Genomic DNA, 15,855 nt, shown 5'->3' on the forward strand with positions numbered 1-15,855 from the left:
CACCCAGATTATCGGCGACAAAGGCGAAGTCCACTAACAGAACGGCCACTAATAGAAGGATTAGTGTTAGGCGGCGACATGCCCTGGCTGGATAGGTGCAGGCAGACCGGTTTCTTCCAGGCAATTGGTGCGGAGCGTGTCGATATCCGGGCCGAAGTTAAACGGACTGTCCGTCTCGATAACTTGGCTAGCCATATCGGCCCGCAAACTGTCCGTTGCCGATTGATCCACCGTTCCATCGTCCGCAATGACGACGCCATATTCCCGCGCTCCATCTACACTGACCAGACCTTGACGAATTTCCAGAGCGACCAACTCGGGATCACGCTCGAGCGGATCGCCCCATCCGCCACCACCCCAGGTAACGAAGTGCAACTGATCGCCCTCGGCCACGGTGATCTCTTCCACCTTATTGGCGACGATCGTGCTGGTGCCGTCCGCTTTCTCGAGAATTTTACGGGCGCGTTTTCCTGGCTCACCGCCGTTCACACCCCATGGCGGAACGAACCAACGGTCATCATGGATGGAAATGGTTCCAGCGGCGAGGAAGCGATAGGTCAGGTGAATGCCGTTGCCGCCTCGGTGCAATCCTGCGCCGCCGCTATCCTGCGCTGTCTCATAGCGTTCTATGCGCAGCGGGAAATAGCGTTCCAGAAATTCATTGGGCACGTTGGTGAAGCCAGGCCATAGCGAGTGACCATCTGGTCCGTCGCCTAGAGGACGCCCGGGTATCCCGCCAAACCCAATTTGGAACAGCTGGAACCAGTCGCCATTTTTGTCATTACCGGAATAGAAAAGATGCGGCGAAGACGAAAAGCCGGCTGCATTCAGGAATTCCGGTGTCTTCTGACCCAGCAGCCCGCCGAGAATATCAAAAATACGCCCCAGCGCGTGGGTGCGGCCAGAAAGCGCAGCCGGGAATTTCGGTTTGAGAAGGGACCCTTCCGGAATCTTGACCTCAATCAGATCATAGAAACCGTCGTTGAACAGGATTTGCGGATCGAAAACCATGATCATGTAGATGCCAAAGAACATCTTGAACATATTTTCATTGAGCAGGAAATTGATGGAAGCCCCGCTTTGCGGATCGGTGCCTTCAAAATCGAGAATGACCTTCTCGCCCTCGCGCCGCATTGTGCATTTAATCTTGTAAGGGCCAGCGCCAATACCATCATCACAGATATAATCTTCAAAGCTGACTGGCTCTTCACCAATCGCTTGACCGATCAATGTTTTCATGGCCCGATGATTGCGCGCCAGCAGCTCTTGCGTCGCCGAAACATAGACATCATCACCGAAACGATCCGCCATTTCAATCACCCGGCGCGCGGCCACGCGGCAGGATGCAATAATTGCGTTCAAATCGGCCTGGCACCAATCCGGTTTTCTGGTTTGGTGCATAACGAGCTTCATCAAGTCTTCATTATATTCGCCCTTTTTCCAGATCTTCACCGGAGGTATGCGAACCCCTTCTTCAAAGATCGATTTCGCATCAATTGGCATGGAACCGACCACTTTGCCGCCAATGTCGGACTGATGCCCAAACATGGCGGTATAGGCGATCAAGCGGCCATCCTTGAAAATGGGCAACAGGATCAGCCAGTCATTATTATGGCTGACAGCGCCATCACAGCTGTAAGGATCGGACAGGAAGATCATATCACCATCTTCGAGCGTCCCGTCATATAGGCGCAGGAAGCCGTCGATAAAGCTGCCAAACTGGCCGACGATCATCTTGCCGGTATGATCAGCGATCAGCGGAAAAGCATCTCCCTGTTCCCGGATACCGGGCGACATGGCGGTCCGCACAAGCGTCGCATCCATTTCTATCCGCGCATTGCGCAGCGCGTTTTCGATAATATCCAGCGTGACCGGATCAATGTCGATTTTCTTGAAAGGCGTTGCGTTGGTTTCAATAATCGTTGCGGGCATCTTATTTCCCCTCTGCAAGGTTGATGAGGATATTGCCGACCGCGTCCACTTCACCGACGCAGCCTGTTTCGATCAGGGTGGTGGAATCCATTTCCACAATAACAGCCGGGCCTTTGATCACATCGCCTTGCCTCAGCTTGGCCCGATCGTAGATGGCGCCATCCTGCTCCGCGCCATCCATCCATAATTTATGATCGCGGATTTTTGCCTCTGATGGATCGCCATTGCCCTTGGGTAATTGGGCCGCTGGCAGATTGAGCGATTGCCCTAGCGCGACAGCGCGGAGGTTCACGATTTCATGTGGTGTATCCATGTTGAAGGTGAATAGCCGGTGATGCTCTTCGTCAAAACGCGCCAATATGCCGTCAATGCCATCCTGCTCCAAAACTTCGGGCGTGATGGTCAGAGGCACCTCGAACGCCTGTCCGGCATAGCGCACATCAATTTCAAATTCGCTGGTCAGGTCTTCCTCGGCAACCCCATCGGACAGCAGTTCCGCACGGGTTTGATCCGCCATTTCCTTAAGGATTGCGACCAGCTCGGATGCATCAGTGGTCGTCGCCAGGCGAGAGAAAGAGCGGGCAGTTTCGGTCCGCATACGTGTCGTCGCGTCACCCAAAGCGCAGAGCACCCCGGGCGAAACCGGCGAAACCGCTGGCCAACTGCCCATCAGTTTCGCCACCGCATTGACATGCAACGGCCCGGCTCCGCCGAAACCCATCAGGGCAAAATGGCGCGGGTCGTAGCCTTGCTGCACCGAAATCATGCGCAGCGCACCGAACATATTCTCGTTCACAATATCAATGATACCGCGTGCTGCTGCCATCAAATCAATGCCAAGAGCGTCAGCGATCTTTTGCACAGACTTCTTGGCACCCTCGCGATCCAGCTGGAACGAGCCACCAAGCAAATTTTCGGGCAGATATCCGAGCACGACATTGGCGTCGGTGACCGTCGGTTCCTCGCCACCCTTGCCATAAGCCACGGGGCCGGGCACCGCGCCTGCGGACTGTGGTCCAACCCGCAACGCACCGGTTAGCTCCGGTACATAGGCGATCGAGCCGCCGCCTGCGCCAACCGTCTTTACGTCCAGCGAAGACGCGCGGACAGATAGATGGCCAACCTCGGTCGTGCGAACCCGGCGCGGTTCGAGATTTTCAATCAGCGCCACGTCTGTCGAAGTGCCGCCGACATCTAGTGTCAGGATATTTTTCAATCCCGCATTTTTGGCAACCCAGACAGCGCCTGTAACGCCGCCAGCGGGACCGGACATTAGAATATTGACCGGATGCTCTTCCGCTTTTTGCGAGGACATCAGGCCGCCATCAGAGCGCAGCAGCGAGAAGCGTCCCGCCATACCGGCATCGGCCAGCTTGGCGCGGAGATTGGACACATAATGGCTAACCACTGGCCGCACGGCTGCGTTCGCGACCGTCGTCAAGGTCCGCTCATATTCCTGCATCTCGGGCAGAACCTCATGGCTCAACGAATAGGGGATATCCGGCATTTCGGCCGCTACCATTTCGCCGATCCGGCTTTCATGCGCGCCATTGGCATAGGCGTTCATCAACGATACCGTAACGGCTTCCACGCCCTGTTGTTTAAGATATTCTATGGCCGTTGTTACGCTGGCTTCATCTAATGGACGTACTTCGTTGCCATCGGCGTCCATACGCTCTTTTACGGTCACCGTGTCTTCAAGAGCCGCCAATGGTTGCGGTTTTGGCCAGATAATCCACGCTGCAAGACCACCGGGCACAAAGCTTCGCGCAATTTGCATGATATCGCGATAACCTTCGGTGGTGATCAGGCCGACTTTTGCGCCCTTGCCTTCGAGGACCGCGTTCGTAGCGACAGTCGTTCCGTGCAGGAAATATTCAATTTCGCTCGCCTTGACGTCTGCATCTTCACAAATCGCGTTCACGCCGGTTAAGATGCCTTCGGAACTATCATGGGGCGTAGACGGCGTTTTGGTGCGCCAGAATTGCCCTGTTTCATCATTGAACAGCAGCAGATCAGTAAAGGTTCCCCCGACATCAACGCCTAGTCGATACCCCATATCATTCTCTCTCTTTTATTTATGCATTCAGGCTTCTGCCCTTGCGACAAGTGATGGCAAGGGACGTTTCATTATTGTTTCAAACCATTGATTGGTGGCGATGGCTTTCGCCAGATCAACGCCGTGATTGATCGCTGAACGGTCAAGCAGGTTTATGAGATCCTCGGTCGCGATATTTCCGGTGGCGTTGGGTGCGAAAGGGCAACCGCCAAGCCCGCCAAGGCTGGCATCCAGTGTCGACACGCCTGACCGTACCGCGGCCCAGGCATTAGCAATACCGGTATTACGCGTGTCATGAAAATGTGCGCGCATCTTGATATGATCGGGTAAAATTTCCTTGAGGCGGCCAAACAGGTCTTCAACCTGCCCGGGCACGCCGACACCAATCGTGTCGGCAAGCGCGATTTCGAGCGGTTCTTCTTCGGCCATTTCACTTGCAATATTCAACACGGTTTCGGGCGGGACATGACCTTCAAAGGGACAACCAAAGGCGGCAGATATGGTGACCTGTGCTTTTAACCCTTCGCCCTTGGCAAAGCGGATCATCTCGCGATTTTCCCTTATACCCTGTTCGATAGTCTGTCCCTGATTCTTCTCTCCAAACGTGTCGCTGGCAACGATCACGCAGCCGGCTTCATCGATACCGCGCTTGCCGCCTTCTTTCGTGGCAAGTCCGCGCAACACGCCGCGCTTGTTGAGGCAGAGACCGATATAAGACATGTCTTCACGGTCCGGCAGACCAGCAATTACAGCTTCGGCGTCCGCCATTTGAGGCACACGCTTGGGATGGACGAAACTTGCCACCTCCATGCGCCGGATGCCGGCGTCGATCATATGGTTGATCAGGCCCAGTTTGTCTTCGGTAGCTATAATATCCGGCTCGTTCTGAAGCCCGTCACGCGGACCGACTTCGACGATGTTGATAGATATAGGGTTTTCATAAGCCATAGAAATTGTATACAATCCATGTTGTGCTTTGTATAGCAAAAGCATCATGCAGGAGGTTTTTTAATGGCGCAAGGGGCACTGACCGGACTTCGGTTGATTGAAATGGGGCAGCTTATTGCCGGTCCTTTTTGTGGTCAGCTGATGGGCGACCATGGCGCGGAAGTGATCAAAATTGAGCCGCCGAAAGTCGGCGATGCAATGCGCAGTTGGGGACAGGGCATACCGCTCTGGTTCTCGGTCGTCGGGCGCAATAAAAAGTCGATCACGCTTAACCTGCGAGAAAAAGAAGGTCAGGAAATCGTCAAAAAGCTCGTGGAAAAAAGCGACTTCCTGTTGGAAAATTTCCGCCCGGGTACGATGGAAAAATGGGGTCTGGGCTATGACGAGCTCAGCGCGATCAATCAGGCGCTGATCATGATTCGCGTTTCCGGCTATGGCCAGACCGGGCCCTATGCCTCACGCGCTGGCTATGGTTCAATCGGTGAAGCCATGGGCGGCATGCGCTATATTGCGGGTGAGCCAGATCGTCCGCCAAGCCGCGCGGGTCTGTCGATTGGCGATTCGCTGGCGGCCACCTATGCTTGCCTTGGTGCGATGATGGCGCTGCATCATCGCCATGTGACGGGCAAGGGGCAAGTGGTTGATTCTGCTATCTACGAAGCAGTGCTTGCCAATATGGAGTCCACTGTCGCGGAATATACGGTTGCGGGCCATATTCGCGAAAGGACCGGCTCGATCCTGCCGAAAATCGCACCTTCCAATGTCTATGAAACCAAAGATGGCAGCGTGTTGATTGGTGGCAATCAGGACAGCGTTTGGAAGCGTATGTCAGCGATGATGGGGCAGCCGGAGCTTGGTGATGATCCGCGCTACGCCACGCACGTCGCGCGCGGCGAAAATCAGACGGAACTGGATGCTCTGATTAATGTCTGGACCCGGACCCTGACCAGTCAGGAAGTGCTCGATCTATGCGAAGAAAACGGTGTTCCAGCGGGCAATATCTATCGCGCGCCCGAAATGCTCGCCGACCCACATTTTAAAGCGCGCAACGCATTGGTGACGATGGATCATCCGCAACATGAAAATTTCGTAATGCAGAATGTCGCGCCGAAATTGTCGGACACGCCTGGCAAGATCGAAACTATCGGTCCTGAGCTGGGTGCCCATAATGAGGCCATTTATGGCGAGTTGCTGGGCATGGACAGTACCAAAATGGCGGATCTGCAGGACCGCGGTATCATTTGAACTGCTAGGGTTTTGGCACGGCGGCCATACTGAAAGAGTGGAACGCTCTACGGATATGGCTGGTCATCACGGATTTCGCCCAATCTGCATCTTTTGCGGTAAAAGCGGCAATCAACTCGTCATGATCAATAGCAGACTGGTTGAGCTGGGTCTTGGTATATTGATGTGCCGTTTGCCGCACCACAGGCTGCTCGACCAGCGCTGGCATTAATTTGTTTAGCCGCGGAGATTGCGCACATTCCAATATCAGATCGTGAAAGCGTCGGTTAGCCTCCAGAAACGACGTAACATCAGGTGAAGACTGGTTGACGGCGTCCTTGAGCTCGGTGTTGATTTTGTGCAACAACTCAAGCGTGTCGTCGTCGATTCGGCTCGCCGCGCGGGCCGCGGCATGAGCTTCCAACATGGCGCGCAGGGTGAACATCTCGTCTACTTCACCTTCGGACCAGTCGGCTACAAACAGTCTTTTGGATGCGCTGCGGACAACCAGCATTTCATTTTCGAGCCGCCGAACCGCATCACGCACCGGGGTTCGGGACACACCCGATATCTCGGACAGTTTTTCCTCGGTCAATTGCATGCCGGGAATGGCCTCCCCCTGTAGGATGAAAGTGCGGATTTTCTGGTAGGCAGTTTCGGAAGCGGGCATGATGGGATCGACCATATTTTTTGAGGATTGGACTAGTCTTAGTCGTAGCGCGAACAGTTTCTGCTTGACGGGGTGGTTTTGTATACAATAGAAGTGCAATTGGGAGATTTGTCAACCTATGCCTGATCCGAATCGCATCAAAGTCATCGTTCCGATCCCGATGGATGAAGCAGGTGTTGCCGCCCGCGCAGAGCAATTGCCCGCTGATTTTGTCCGAGAGGGTTTTGCCCCGGAATTTGTCGCTGTCCCTTGGGGAGCGGCATTGGGCGATAGCTATCACGACACTATGTTAATGGACTGGACCGTTTTCCAGGCTGGAATCAAGGCAGAGGAGGAAGGCTATGCTGGCGTCCTGATCGATACCGTTAGTGATAGTGGAATGCGGGCCTTACGCTCTCGGCTGTCGATTCCCGTTGTTGGCCCCGGTGAGGCTGCCTTTGCCGCCGCCATGATGCTGGGCAAGAAGTTTACCGTGCTGACCATGTGGCCCGAATGGTTCCCGCTCTATGAGAAAACACTCAACGAATATGGCTGGTGGGATCGCGTTGCTTCTTTGCGGTCGATAGACACGCGTCCCGATGTGACGGAATTGCTCGCGGGCAAGGAAGAAGTAATATTTGACAAGCTGAAAGCCGAAGCGACAGCAGCAATGGAGGAAGACGGGGCCGACGTGATCGTGCTCGGTTCCACCACCATGCACCAGTCGGCAAAATATCTCGATGACAACTTGCCGATCCCGGTGCTCAATCCGGGTCAGGTGGCTTATAAATTTTTGGAGACGCTGATCGAATTGGGACTGACCCACAGCAAAGTCGCTTTTCCGGCACCTGAAGTGCCCAAAGACGGTGATATCAGAAAAGGATGGTATTAATGGCAGACTGGACCCCGGGTATGACAGGGCAAGTCCCGCTCCCTTATCCCTTTTATATCGACATCGTTACGAAGCGCTATTTTGACGGCGTCGATAACAAGAATATGACGCAGGTTCTCAATTGCTTCACGCCTGACGCAATCTTGCATGAAGCAACTTCCAACACGATCCATGAGGGCCGCGATGCCATCCGGGCGATGTTCGAAAAGCTGTTCGCGGATTTCGAATCGATCTGGCATGGCAATTTCGTCCACACTGCCGACCCCGAAACGAATGCCGTCTGTTCACAGTTCACGGTATTGATCACGCCCAATGGCGGTGAGCAACTGCGCTACGAGAATTGCAATCGCTTCTATTGCAAGGACCGGCTGTTCCAGCATGTCTTTGTCTATATGAGCGGTGACAACCTGCTCAAAGAGGGAGACGCCTGATGCAATATGAACCCGGCCTTTCCCGTGCAGAGCTTATTGAATTTGCTACAAAAACCTATTTTGGTAACGTCGACGCAAAAAATATGGATGCCGCTTTGGCATGTTTTCACGAGGAAGCTTTGTTCTGCGTGCAAACCAGCTTTACCCGTCATGCCGGAAAAGCCGAAATAAAGCGCATGTTCGAGGATTTCTTCGACGCTTATGAAACCATCATCCACCGCGATTTTACCTGCACTGTGGACGAAGCCAATGGCCGGATTGCCGCTAGCTTTGTTGCAGAGCTGACCGATGCTGACGGTAACGTCACATTGCTCAACAACACCAATTTCTGGCGCATGCGCGACGGCAAATTTCAGGAAGTCTATGTCTACATGAGCGGAGAGAACGTCCTCGTATAAAATCAATGTGACGGGCCACAAGGCTTGCACATCATTCCATTCAGGGAAGGAAAAACAACATGTATCGCGTAAAAACGGCTCTTTCACTTTCAGCAGGCTTTGCTGCTCTGGTAAGCTTCAACCCGGCTCTGGCCCAGTCAGCGGGCGACCAGGGCGCAAGCGAAGGCGAAGATAGTAATGTCATCATTGTCACGGCCCGGCGCCAGGACGAATTGCTGGCTGAAGTACCCGCGTCTGTCACGGTGTTCACCGCCGAAACGCTCGCGCGCACTGGCATTGAGCAGGCTGACGAGTTTGTTCAGCTGACGGCCGGTGTCACCATAGTGAGTGGCACGGCAGAGGCTGGTGATACCCAGATCAACATTCGCGGCATCAATGGCGCGCGCGATGCAGAAAGCTCTGTCGCACTGGTGGTGGATGGTATCCTTAAAACCAACACCGCTCAACTCAATCAGGATCAGGGCACATTGCGCCAGATCGAAATTCTGAAAGGCCCGCAAGGCGCGCTTTATGGACGCAATGCTGCGGCTGGCGCGATTGTTATCCAGACCCTGAAACCAGGTGATGAGCTTGAAGGTGGTGTGCGGTTGAGTGCAGCGGAGGACAATACTTACAAGGCATCGGCTTATGTTTCCGCTCCTGTTGGTGATAGCGCGGGTTTCGTGCTCTCCGGTTCCTATAATACGACAGATGGCTTTTACCGGAACAGCTTCCTCAACAACCGAAAAGTAGTTGATGACCAGGAAACATGGTCGGTTGACGGGCGCTTTGTTGCCGAGCTCGGTCCGGATACGGAAGTAGATGTAAAGGCCCGCTATGCTGACTTGTCCGGCGCATCGATCAATTTTAACGCCGCTTTTCACCTGCCCAATTTCGCGGCTGTAAACCCGGCATTTTTTGAGGATGTGAACGATCATCCCTTCAACTATTATTCCAATATTCGTCCGACCAATGAGCAGCAGACATTTGAAGCCTCTGTGAAACTCACGCATGAGTTTGATTTTGCGACATTGACCGCTTGGGCGCTCTATGCCGATGTGGACCAGGCGCTGACCGCCGATGGTACGTCTGCCGATTTCGCGCGCTATACTTTCCCGGGTGCGACGCAGGCTTCCATTGACGCCTCAAACAACTGCTTTGGTTCTACGGCCGCGCTCACCGGCTTTCCCGTCAACCAGCCGGGTTTCGTTGGTAACAATCCGGTACCGTTCATCTTTGATCCGGTTAATGGCTCTACGTTCGGACCGTATAGTCCAACAACTTGTGATGGAACGCAGTTTCAGATTCGCGAGCAAACCGATATCAGCGCCGAAATTCGTTTGGCGTCCAATGGCGATGGTCCGCTTGGTTGGCAGATTGGTGGCTATTTCCTCAATATCGACCGTGATGTCGGAGTGAGCTTGGGCGCTGATCTGGGGCAGGGCGTTACCCGGCAATTGTTCAACGATGCCAATAGCAGCAACCCAACTTCGCAGCTGTTTGCGGATAACTTCAACACCAATGTCTATGCCGTTTTTGGTTCACTCGACTATGAAGTTGCGGATAATTTTGATGTCGGATTGGCGCTGCGTTACGACGTTGAAGATCGTGAGGTGTCTAGCCAGGTACCTCTAGCTACCGATCCGATTACCGGGGCTCCAATTAATCCAGGTCAGGCCTTTGGTGCCATTCCCGATCAATCCGAAACGTTCAAGCAGCTGCAACCGAAAGTATCGCTGCGCTATGGTTTGACGGATGACATCAATTTTTACGCGAACTGGGGCATTGGTTTCAAATCCGGTGGATTCAACAATCAGGGTTCTGCCGCGATTGTTGACCAGAATTTCAACCAGTTCATTGGCACAAATGTCCTGATCAATGATATCTTCCGCAAGGAAACATCGAGTGCGTTTGAAGCTGGCGTTAAAGGGGCGATTGCCAATGGCCGGATCACATTTGATCTGGCGGGCTATTATACCGATGTCGATGACATGCAGTTTTTCGAGTTTTTCGTCGGCGGTTTCGGTCTTTTGCGGGTGGTGTCCAATATCGATGAAGTCGAGCTTTACGGTCTGGAATTCAACGCAAATGCCGAAATCGTGGAAGGCTGGGATATATTCGGTTCAGTCAACGTGACCGAAAGCGAAATCAAGGCCAATGCCTCTCGGCCTAATACTGTTGGCAACAAGTCACCTTACACTGCGGATTATACGATAAATATCGGTACGCAGGTGGTTGCGCCCATTGCGAACGACTTTGATCTGGTGATGCGTGCAGATTATCGGATTACCGGTCCGACATGGTTCCACTCGGTTCAGAACAACACCAGCCCGACCCTTTTTAGCGGATTGCTGCCCGGTTCTGCCCTGGCGCTGCCGGCATTTGTCGGTGATGCGGATTATTCGATTACCGAACGGGAGGCTTTCGGTGTACTCGACCTGCGCTTCGGTCTGGAAGGGGACAATTGGAACGTTACCGCATTTGCCGACAATCTGTTAAACCGGAAATATCTCAACGAGGTTATTCCGGCGATTGAATTTGGTGGATCCTTCCTGTCACCAGGAAACCTGCGCCGCTTTGGTGTCGAGGTCGGGTATAAATTCTAGTTTATGGCGAGCGACAAAGCCGATAATTACGGGGGAGTCTTCGACGGATCAATGGGTTTTGGTGCAAAGCCTGCACTCATCCTCATTGATTTCGTCGAGGCTTATTTCGATCCGTCCTGTGCGCTCTATGCCGAGGTAGAAGATGCGTTGGAAAACGCGCTTCGGCTTCGCGACGCGGCGCGTGCGGCGGGTCTGCTAATCATCTATACCAATGTCAGCTACACCAAATCGATGATCGAAGGCGGACGCTTTGCACAGAAAGTTCCGCCGCTTGAAAATTTTATCGCAGGGCATCCGATGGGCGCTTGGCCCAAGGGGCTTGAGCCGGCAGAAGATGAACTGATCATCACCAAGCATTATCCCAGCGCCTTTTTCGGGACGTCGCTGGCGTCCACCCTGACGGCCAATGGCAATGACAGCCTGATAATCACAGGTCTTTCGACTAGCGGCTGTGTGCGCGCAAGTTGCGTCGATTGCAGCTCGCATGGATTTATCCCGATCATTGCAGAAGATGCCGTGGGTGATCGCCATGAAGCGCCGCACAAGGCCAACCTGTTCGACATGCAGGCGAAATATGCCGACGTTATGCCGACTACTGCTCTATTGGATTATCTGGGTGGGTTAAAACTCTAACTGTCCAGAAAGAGCTAGATCGCTTTGCCCCAAGGACCGGAAATCGCAAGCGTTTTTGTCGGGCTATACAGGTTCACGAACATCGTCTGTCCATCAGGAGAGAAGCAAGCGCCTGCGGGTTCGGTTTGTACCCGTATCCGCGCCAACGCGTAGGCTTCTCCGCGCGGCGTAATCCCACGCAGGTGATTATCGACGGTAGCGCTATATTGATCTTCGCAAACGATCAGGTGGCCATTGGGTGCAATCGTAATATTGTCGCCATAGCTATACTGGCGGCGGTCGGTCGATTCCATGAACAATTGCAATAAGGCCGGTGCAGTTGCTTCTCCTGCTTCTCCTTCAAAACGGGATGGCCGATAGCGCATGATCTGCCCTTCCTTCGCCGAGCCGCCCGATGTGCAACAGAAATAAAGCTCCCCATCACCGTAAATAATGCCTTCGCCGCGCGCGAACTTGACTGCTCCGTCACTCGCTCCGCGCTCGCGCAGATCATCATTCGGGCTTTCAACATCTTTGACATCAATCCAGCGGACAAATTGCCAAGCCCCCGGTTTGAAAGTGACGTTGCCCCAGTTACGGCTGTCATTATCGCGTGTTTCATCTGCAAAGGAGAGAGCTTGCAGCTTCCCGCCTTCGGCCAATTTGCCAGCAACATTCGGAATGAAGCGGTAGAACAGACTGTCGTTCCTGTCTTCGGTCAGATAGACGATGCCGGTCGCCGGATCGACCGCCGCCGCTTCATGGTTGAACCGGCCCATGGCTTTCAGCGGAACCGGATCGACCAGCCCCTCATGCGCGGCAGGCACTTCAAAAATCCAGCCATGGTCGCGCTTCACGCCATCGCCTGCGCGGGTCATGTCTTCCTCGCATGTGAGCCAGCTGCCCCACGGCGTGGTGCCGCCAGCACAGTTCCTAATCGTGCCCACCAGACTAAGATGTTCCCGTTCCACCACCAGACTCTGGCCATCCAGCAGCAATGTGGTAGTGCCCCCGACAAGCGGCTTGCCGTCCTGGCTATGATCATAGGTGGCGAGTGTGGATGGAACATTGCCGAAAGGACCATCATCAAAATGATTGGCTTTTAACTCATGATTGCGCACGAGCGCGATCTTGCCATCCGGCATGGCGAAACAGCCCATGCCATCGGCGCGGTCGGGGACGCGATTCCCATCAGACATGGCGCCGCGAAATTCGGAAATGACCCGATAGGAAAAGCCTTCGGGCAGATCGAGCAAGCCGTAGGGATCGACCTGTAATGCGCCATATCCTTTATGAGACATGGCCGCGCCGGTACGTGCCAGACTGCTATGCTGGGCAAAGCCAGAAAACGCTAGAGCGGTAAGGCCACCAGTAAAATTGCGTCGATTTAACTGCATGCGGGCTGTCCTGTAACTGGTCGAGTTATTTATTGAATACTAACGTCCTTTAACTCGTTCAGATGACAGATTTTTGAAGATGAGCAATAGAATTGCGATTATCCTCACGACTGCATACCTGCCATTCTTATGGCCAGCGCGGGGTCTGTCGGATCGCTCCAATCCTGGCGTGCTGCCCAAACGGTTAGAGGGGTCGGCCGCGTTTTGAAATATCTTGCCATTTCTTCTGTATCAGCGATTAGCGGGGATACCGGCTGTTCATTATAAAAGCTGTAAAAGCTTGCCATGCCGCTATAAATTGATTTGGGTTCGACGGTCGCCGATCCGGTGACAAGCAGGCTCATCGCAGAGGCAAATTCATCTGGTGTCATGCTTTTGAACGTGATGGGCTTGTCCGCCACTTCGCTTAGAATAGTTGCAACCTCATCGCCAACCAAGGCTTGCGGTCCGCCAATAGCATAACGCCCACTGGGTAGGTCATCGTTTTGGAGAGCTTCGACCATGAAGGCTGCGACATCGTCAAGACAAATCCAGGATATCTTTAGGTCCGGTTTGGCGGGATAAGCAAATATCGAACTGTTGACGATTGAGGGTTTGTTCCAGCTGCGGATCATATTGTCCATAAAGACTTTGGTCTCAAAAATCGCATATTCCAAGCCGCTGTCGATAATCGCTTTTTCAATCGCCCTGCGACCGTCATGGGCAGGATTGCCATTATCTTCATCAGCAACATAGCAACTGGTATTGAAAACGATCTTTCGCACGCTACTGGCCTTGGCAGCGGCTACAATATTGTGACCGAGTTGGGTTGCTTTTTCGAGATCAAAAACAAAGGGTAGGTGCATCGCTATGGCATCCATGTCCTGTGCCGCTTTGATCATCGACTGCTCGTCATAAAGATCAGCTTCCACCGTCTCGACATCCGCGAAGGGTGTGTTGGTCAGCGTGGATGTGTTGCGCAGAGCGGCGACAGGATGCATTCCGGCTTCCAGCAAGCGCTGCAGGAGTGGGTGGCCTTGGTCGCCGGTTGCACCGATGGTCAAAATTCTGATGTTCTTATCCTCTTCTTGATAATTGTTGCATATGGTTTAGCTGTTGATCCGCCGCGCGGCTGCGCGGCCGGCAATATATCCGAAGGTCAATGCCGGGCCGAGGGTTCCACCGGCGCCGGCATAGACGCCGCCGGTCGGGCAACTGATCACGTTACCCGCCGCAAACAGGCCTGGAATCGGGTCTCCGTCGAGGTCTAGCACCTGCGCCGATCCATCGGTCTTGGCGCCCCCATTTGTGCCGAGCGTACCCATTTTTATTTCGACAGCGTGGAAAGGACCATTGGTTATCGGTCCCAATGTGGCTGCTGTTCCATTGCGTGACCGATCGCCATAAAAGCGGTCATAGACATTTTCACCACGGGCAAAATCGGGATCATGGCCCTTGATAGCATGGGCGTTGAAACGATTGACTGTCTCTTGCAACTGGGCTCCGTCAATACCTACAGCTGTTCCAAGGCTTTCCAGATCGTCCGCGCTGGTGATCCAATCCGGCACCGCATCCCCAGGCATAACCGAGGCAAGCGGATAACGGGACAAATATTGCTGATCAAAAATCAGATAGGCCGGTAAATTGGGATAGTCATAGGTCGCCGGGTCAAATTGGTGGAAAGCACCCGCAAGCGCGGAGTAATTATTGGCCTCATTGCAAAAGCGTTTCCCTGCGCTGTTGACCATTATAGTATGTGGCAAGGTTCGTTCGATAAGCACTGGCATGGAGCGCTGTTCACCGCCTTCCCATGTGACGTTGGTCATCGACAGGGTCGGGACCCACCATGCGCTGGTCATATTGCCAAGGCTGGCACCAGCAGCCATTGCCATTTTCAGGCCATCACCCTGATTTCCCGGCGGCGAAGCAGGGGCATCAAGCGGGCCGCGCAGGAAGGCCTGCTTTAACTCTTCATTCCATTCGAAACCGCCAGTGGCGAGAATAACGCCTTGTGACGCGTCTATGGTCAAATTGGCTCCATCACGGTGCACGGAAGCGCCGGTTACACGGCCATTGTCGACCACCAGACGATAACCGCTGACTCCCAGTAGCGGCTCAATACCCCGGTCGAGACAGGCCTTTAACAGGCGCCCGATCAACGCCTGTCCCCAGCCTCGTAAATCTTCGGTTTCGCGTCGCGCCATTTCCGCTGGATCAACTTGTCCGGTACCGCCACCCAGCGGCGTCTCCCGAAGCATCATGCGCGGTGCGGGACCATGATGAAAAATTTTGTCGGCCCAATCGCCCAATGTGGAAAAATCGAACAGGTCATTATCGAGGGCACGGCCGCCATCCGGCTTGGCTCCCGGACGGTCGAGATAATAATCGGGATAACCTTCGAGCAGGCTGAGCCGCGCGGCATCCAAATCTTCCAAAAAAGCGAGCGCTTGCGAACCTTCTTCAACAAAGGCCGCCAAAGTTGTTTCGTCAATATCGCCTTGATCAAGCGACTGGAAATAGGCCATTGCATCCTCGCGGCTATCTTCAATGCCATGGACTTGCATCTGCCGGTTACCGGGTATCCAGACAATGCCGCCGGATATAGCCGCCGTACCGCCGATTTTCGGTTGTTTTTCGATAACCATTACGCTCGACCCAGCTTCATGAGCGGCAAGGGCCGCGCTCAATCCCGCTGCACCGGCTCCGATGATCAAAACGTCGGTTTGCATGGCTATAACTCTCCCCTGTT

General features: G+C 53.9%; 13 protein-coding genes. 6 read left to right on the forward strand and 7 right to left on the reverse strand.

Features of this window, described 5'->3' with window-relative positions; all coding sequences use genetic code 11:
• Window positions 1–66: 66 nt before the first annotated feature.
• From ACO6S1_RS07395 to ACO6S1_RS07405, 3 genes are read right to left on the reverse strand one after another with little or no spacing between them, the layout of a single operon-like run.
• Window positions 67–1,932 carry a hydantoinase B/oxoprolinase family protein gene (locus tag ACO6S1_RS07395; RefSeq protein ID WP_422345668.1) on the reverse strand — a complete coding sequence of 622 codons (1,866 nt, stop codon included), beginning with the start codon at window positions 1,930–1,932 and terminating at the stop codon, window positions 67–69.
• 1 nt (window position 1,933) lies between these two features.
• Complete coding sequence (locus ACO6S1_RS07400; protein ID WP_422345669.1) at window positions 1,934–3,991, reverse strand: hydantoinase/oxoprolinase family protein; 2,058 nt, start codon at window positions 3,989–3,991, stop codon at window positions 1,934–1,936.
• Window positions 3,992–4,018: 27 nt separating this feature from the next.
• Window positions 4,019–4,939: a hydroxymethylglutaryl-CoA lyase gene (locus ACO6S1_RS07405; protein WP_422345670.1), complete on the reverse strand. Its 921-nt coding sequence runs from the start codon at window positions 4,937–4,939 to the stop codon at window positions 4,019–4,021.
• Window positions 4,940–5,002: 63 nt separating this feature from the next.
• On the opposite strand from ACO6S1_RS07405, the gene ACO6S1_RS07410 reads away from it, so the two are divergent.
• Window positions 5,003–6,184 (forward strand): CaiB/BaiF CoA transferase family protein, encoded by a 1,182-nt coding sequence (locus ACO6S1_RS07410; protein ID WP_422345671.1) that lies wholly within the window; start codon window positions 5,003–5,005, stop codon window positions 6,182–6,184.
• Between the two features lie 4 nt (window positions 6,185–6,188).
• Here the strand turns inward: ACO6S1_RS07410 and ACO6S1_RS07415 are convergent, their stop codons facing one another.
• Window positions 6,189–6,848, reverse strand: coding sequence for a GntR family transcriptional regulator (locus ACO6S1_RS07415; RefSeq protein WP_422345672.1), 660 nt, complete (start codon window positions 6,846–6,848; stop codon window positions 6,189–6,191).
• Between the two features lie 103 nt (window positions 6,849–6,951).
• Here ACO6S1_RS07415 and ACO6S1_RS07420 point away from each other — a divergent pair, with 103 nt between their 5' ends.
• The 5 genes from ACO6S1_RS07420 to ACO6S1_RS07440 are packed head-to-tail and all read left to right on the forward strand — an operon-like array spanning window position 6,952 to window position 11,751.
• Window positions 6,952–7,704 carry an aspartate/glutamate racemase family protein gene (locus tag ACO6S1_RS07420; protein WP_422345673.1) on the forward strand — a complete coding sequence of 251 codons (753 nt, stop codon included), beginning with the start codon at window positions 6,952–6,954 and terminating at the stop codon, window positions 7,702–7,704.
• Window positions 7,704–8,135 carry a nuclear transport factor 2 family protein gene (locus ACO6S1_RS07425; protein WP_422345674.1) on the forward strand — a complete coding sequence of 144 codons (432 nt, stop codon included), beginning with the start codon at window positions 7,704–7,706 and terminating at the stop codon, window positions 8,133–8,135. Before ACO6S1_RS07420 ends, ACO6S1_RS07425 begins: the two co-directional genes overlap by 1 nt.
• The gene (locus ACO6S1_RS07430; protein ID WP_422345675.1) at window positions 8,135–8,533 is read left to right on the forward strand and encodes a nuclear transport factor 2 family protein; all 399 of its coding nucleotides are present in this window, start codon (window positions 8,135–8,137) and stop codon (window positions 8,531–8,533) included. The genes ACO6S1_RS07425 and ACO6S1_RS07430 overlap by 1 nt, the downstream gene beginning before the upstream one ends.
• A gap of 59 nt (window positions 8,534–8,592) precedes the next feature.
• A complete protein-coding gene (locus ACO6S1_RS07435) occupies window positions 8,593–11,118 on the forward strand; it encodes a TonB-dependent receptor (RefSeq protein WP_422345676.1) in 2,526 nt (841 codons plus the stop codon).
• A gap of 3 nt (window positions 11,119–11,121) precedes the next feature.
• Window positions 11,122–11,751: an isochorismatase family protein gene (locus ACO6S1_RS07440; RefSeq protein WP_422345677.1), complete on the forward strand. Its 630-nt coding sequence runs from the start codon at window positions 11,122–11,124 to the stop codon at window positions 11,749–11,751.
• A gap of 14 nt (window positions 11,752–11,765) precedes the next feature.
• Here ACO6S1_RS07440 and ACO6S1_RS07445 read toward each other — a convergent pair whose 3' ends face one another.
• From ACO6S1_RS07445 to ACO6S1_RS07455, 3 genes are all read right to left on the reverse strand, one after another.
• On the reverse strand, window positions 11,766–13,127 hold the full coding sequence (locus ACO6S1_RS07445; protein WP_422345678.1) for an alkaline phosphatase PhoX: 1,362 nt from the start codon (window positions 13,125–13,127) through the stop codon (window positions 11,766–11,768).
• A gap of 104 nt (window positions 13,128–13,231) precedes the next feature.
• Window positions 13,232–14,170 carry an SDR family oxidoreductase gene (locus ACO6S1_RS07450; protein ID WP_422345679.1) on the reverse strand — a complete coding sequence of 313 codons (939 nt, stop codon included), beginning with the start codon at window positions 14,168–14,170 and terminating at the stop codon, window positions 13,232–13,234.
• A gap of 45 nt (window positions 14,171–14,215) precedes the next feature.
• Window positions 14,216–15,835 (reverse strand): FAD-dependent oxidoreductase, encoded by a 1,620-nt coding sequence (locus tag ACO6S1_RS07455; RefSeq protein WP_422345680.1) that lies wholly within the window; start codon window positions 15,833–15,835, stop codon window positions 14,216–14,218.
• Window positions 15,836–15,855 lie beyond the last annotated feature (20 nt).

The sequence above is a fragment of the Parasphingorhabdus sp. genome (assembly GCF_965233695.1).
Classification (GTDB): domain Bacteria; phylum Pseudomonadota; class Alphaproteobacteria; order Sphingomonadales; family Sphingomonadaceae; genus Parasphingorhabdus.

Coding starts and splice junctions, on each gene's coding strand:
- ACO6S1_RS07445 (WP_422345678.1), bottom strand. CDS start 13,127: ATGCAGTTAAATCGACGCAATTTTACTGGTGGCCTTACCGCTCTAGCG.
- ACO6S1_RS07395 (WP_422345668.1), bottom strand. CDS start 1,932: ATGCCCGCAACGATTATTGAAACCAACGCAACGCCTTTCAAGAAAATC.
- ACO6S1_RS07405 (WP_422345670.1), bottom strand. CDS start 4,939: ATGGCTTATGAAAACCCTATATCTATCAACATCGTCGAAGTCGGTCCG.
- ACO6S1_RS07400 (WP_422345669.1), bottom strand. CDS start 3,991: ATGGGGTATCGACTAGGCGTTGATGTCGGGGGAACCTTTACTGATCTG.
- ACO6S1_RS07415 (WP_422345672.1), bottom strand. CDS start 6,848: ATGGTCGATCCCATCATGCCCGCTTCCGAAACTGCCTACCAGAAAATC.
- ACO6S1_RS07455 (WP_422345680.1), bottom strand. CDS start 15,835: ATGCAAACCGACGTTTTGATCATCGGAGCCGGTGCAGCGGGATTGAGC.
- ACO6S1_RS07440 (WP_422345677.1), top strand. CDS start 11,122: ATGGCGAGCGACAAAGCCGATAATTACGGGGGAGTCTTCGACGGATCA.
- ACO6S1_RS07430 (WP_422345675.1), top strand. CDS start 8,135: ATGCAATATGAACCCGGCCTTTCCCGTGCAGAGCTTATTGAATTTGCT.
- ACO6S1_RS07410 (WP_422345671.1), top strand. CDS start 5,003: ATGGCGCAAGGGGCACTGACCGGACTTCGGTTGATTGAAATGGGGCAG.
- ACO6S1_RS07435 (WP_422345676.1), top strand. CDS start 8,593: ATGTATCGCGTAAAAACGGCTCTTTCACTTTCAGCAGGCTTTGCTGCT.
- ACO6S1_RS07420 (WP_422345673.1), top strand. CDS start 6,952: ATGCCTGATCCGAATCGCATCAAAGTCATCGTTCCGATCCCGATGGAT.
- ACO6S1_RS07425 (WP_422345674.1), top strand. CDS start 7,704: ATGGCAGACTGGACCCCGGGTATGACAGGGCAAGTCCCGCTCCCTTAT.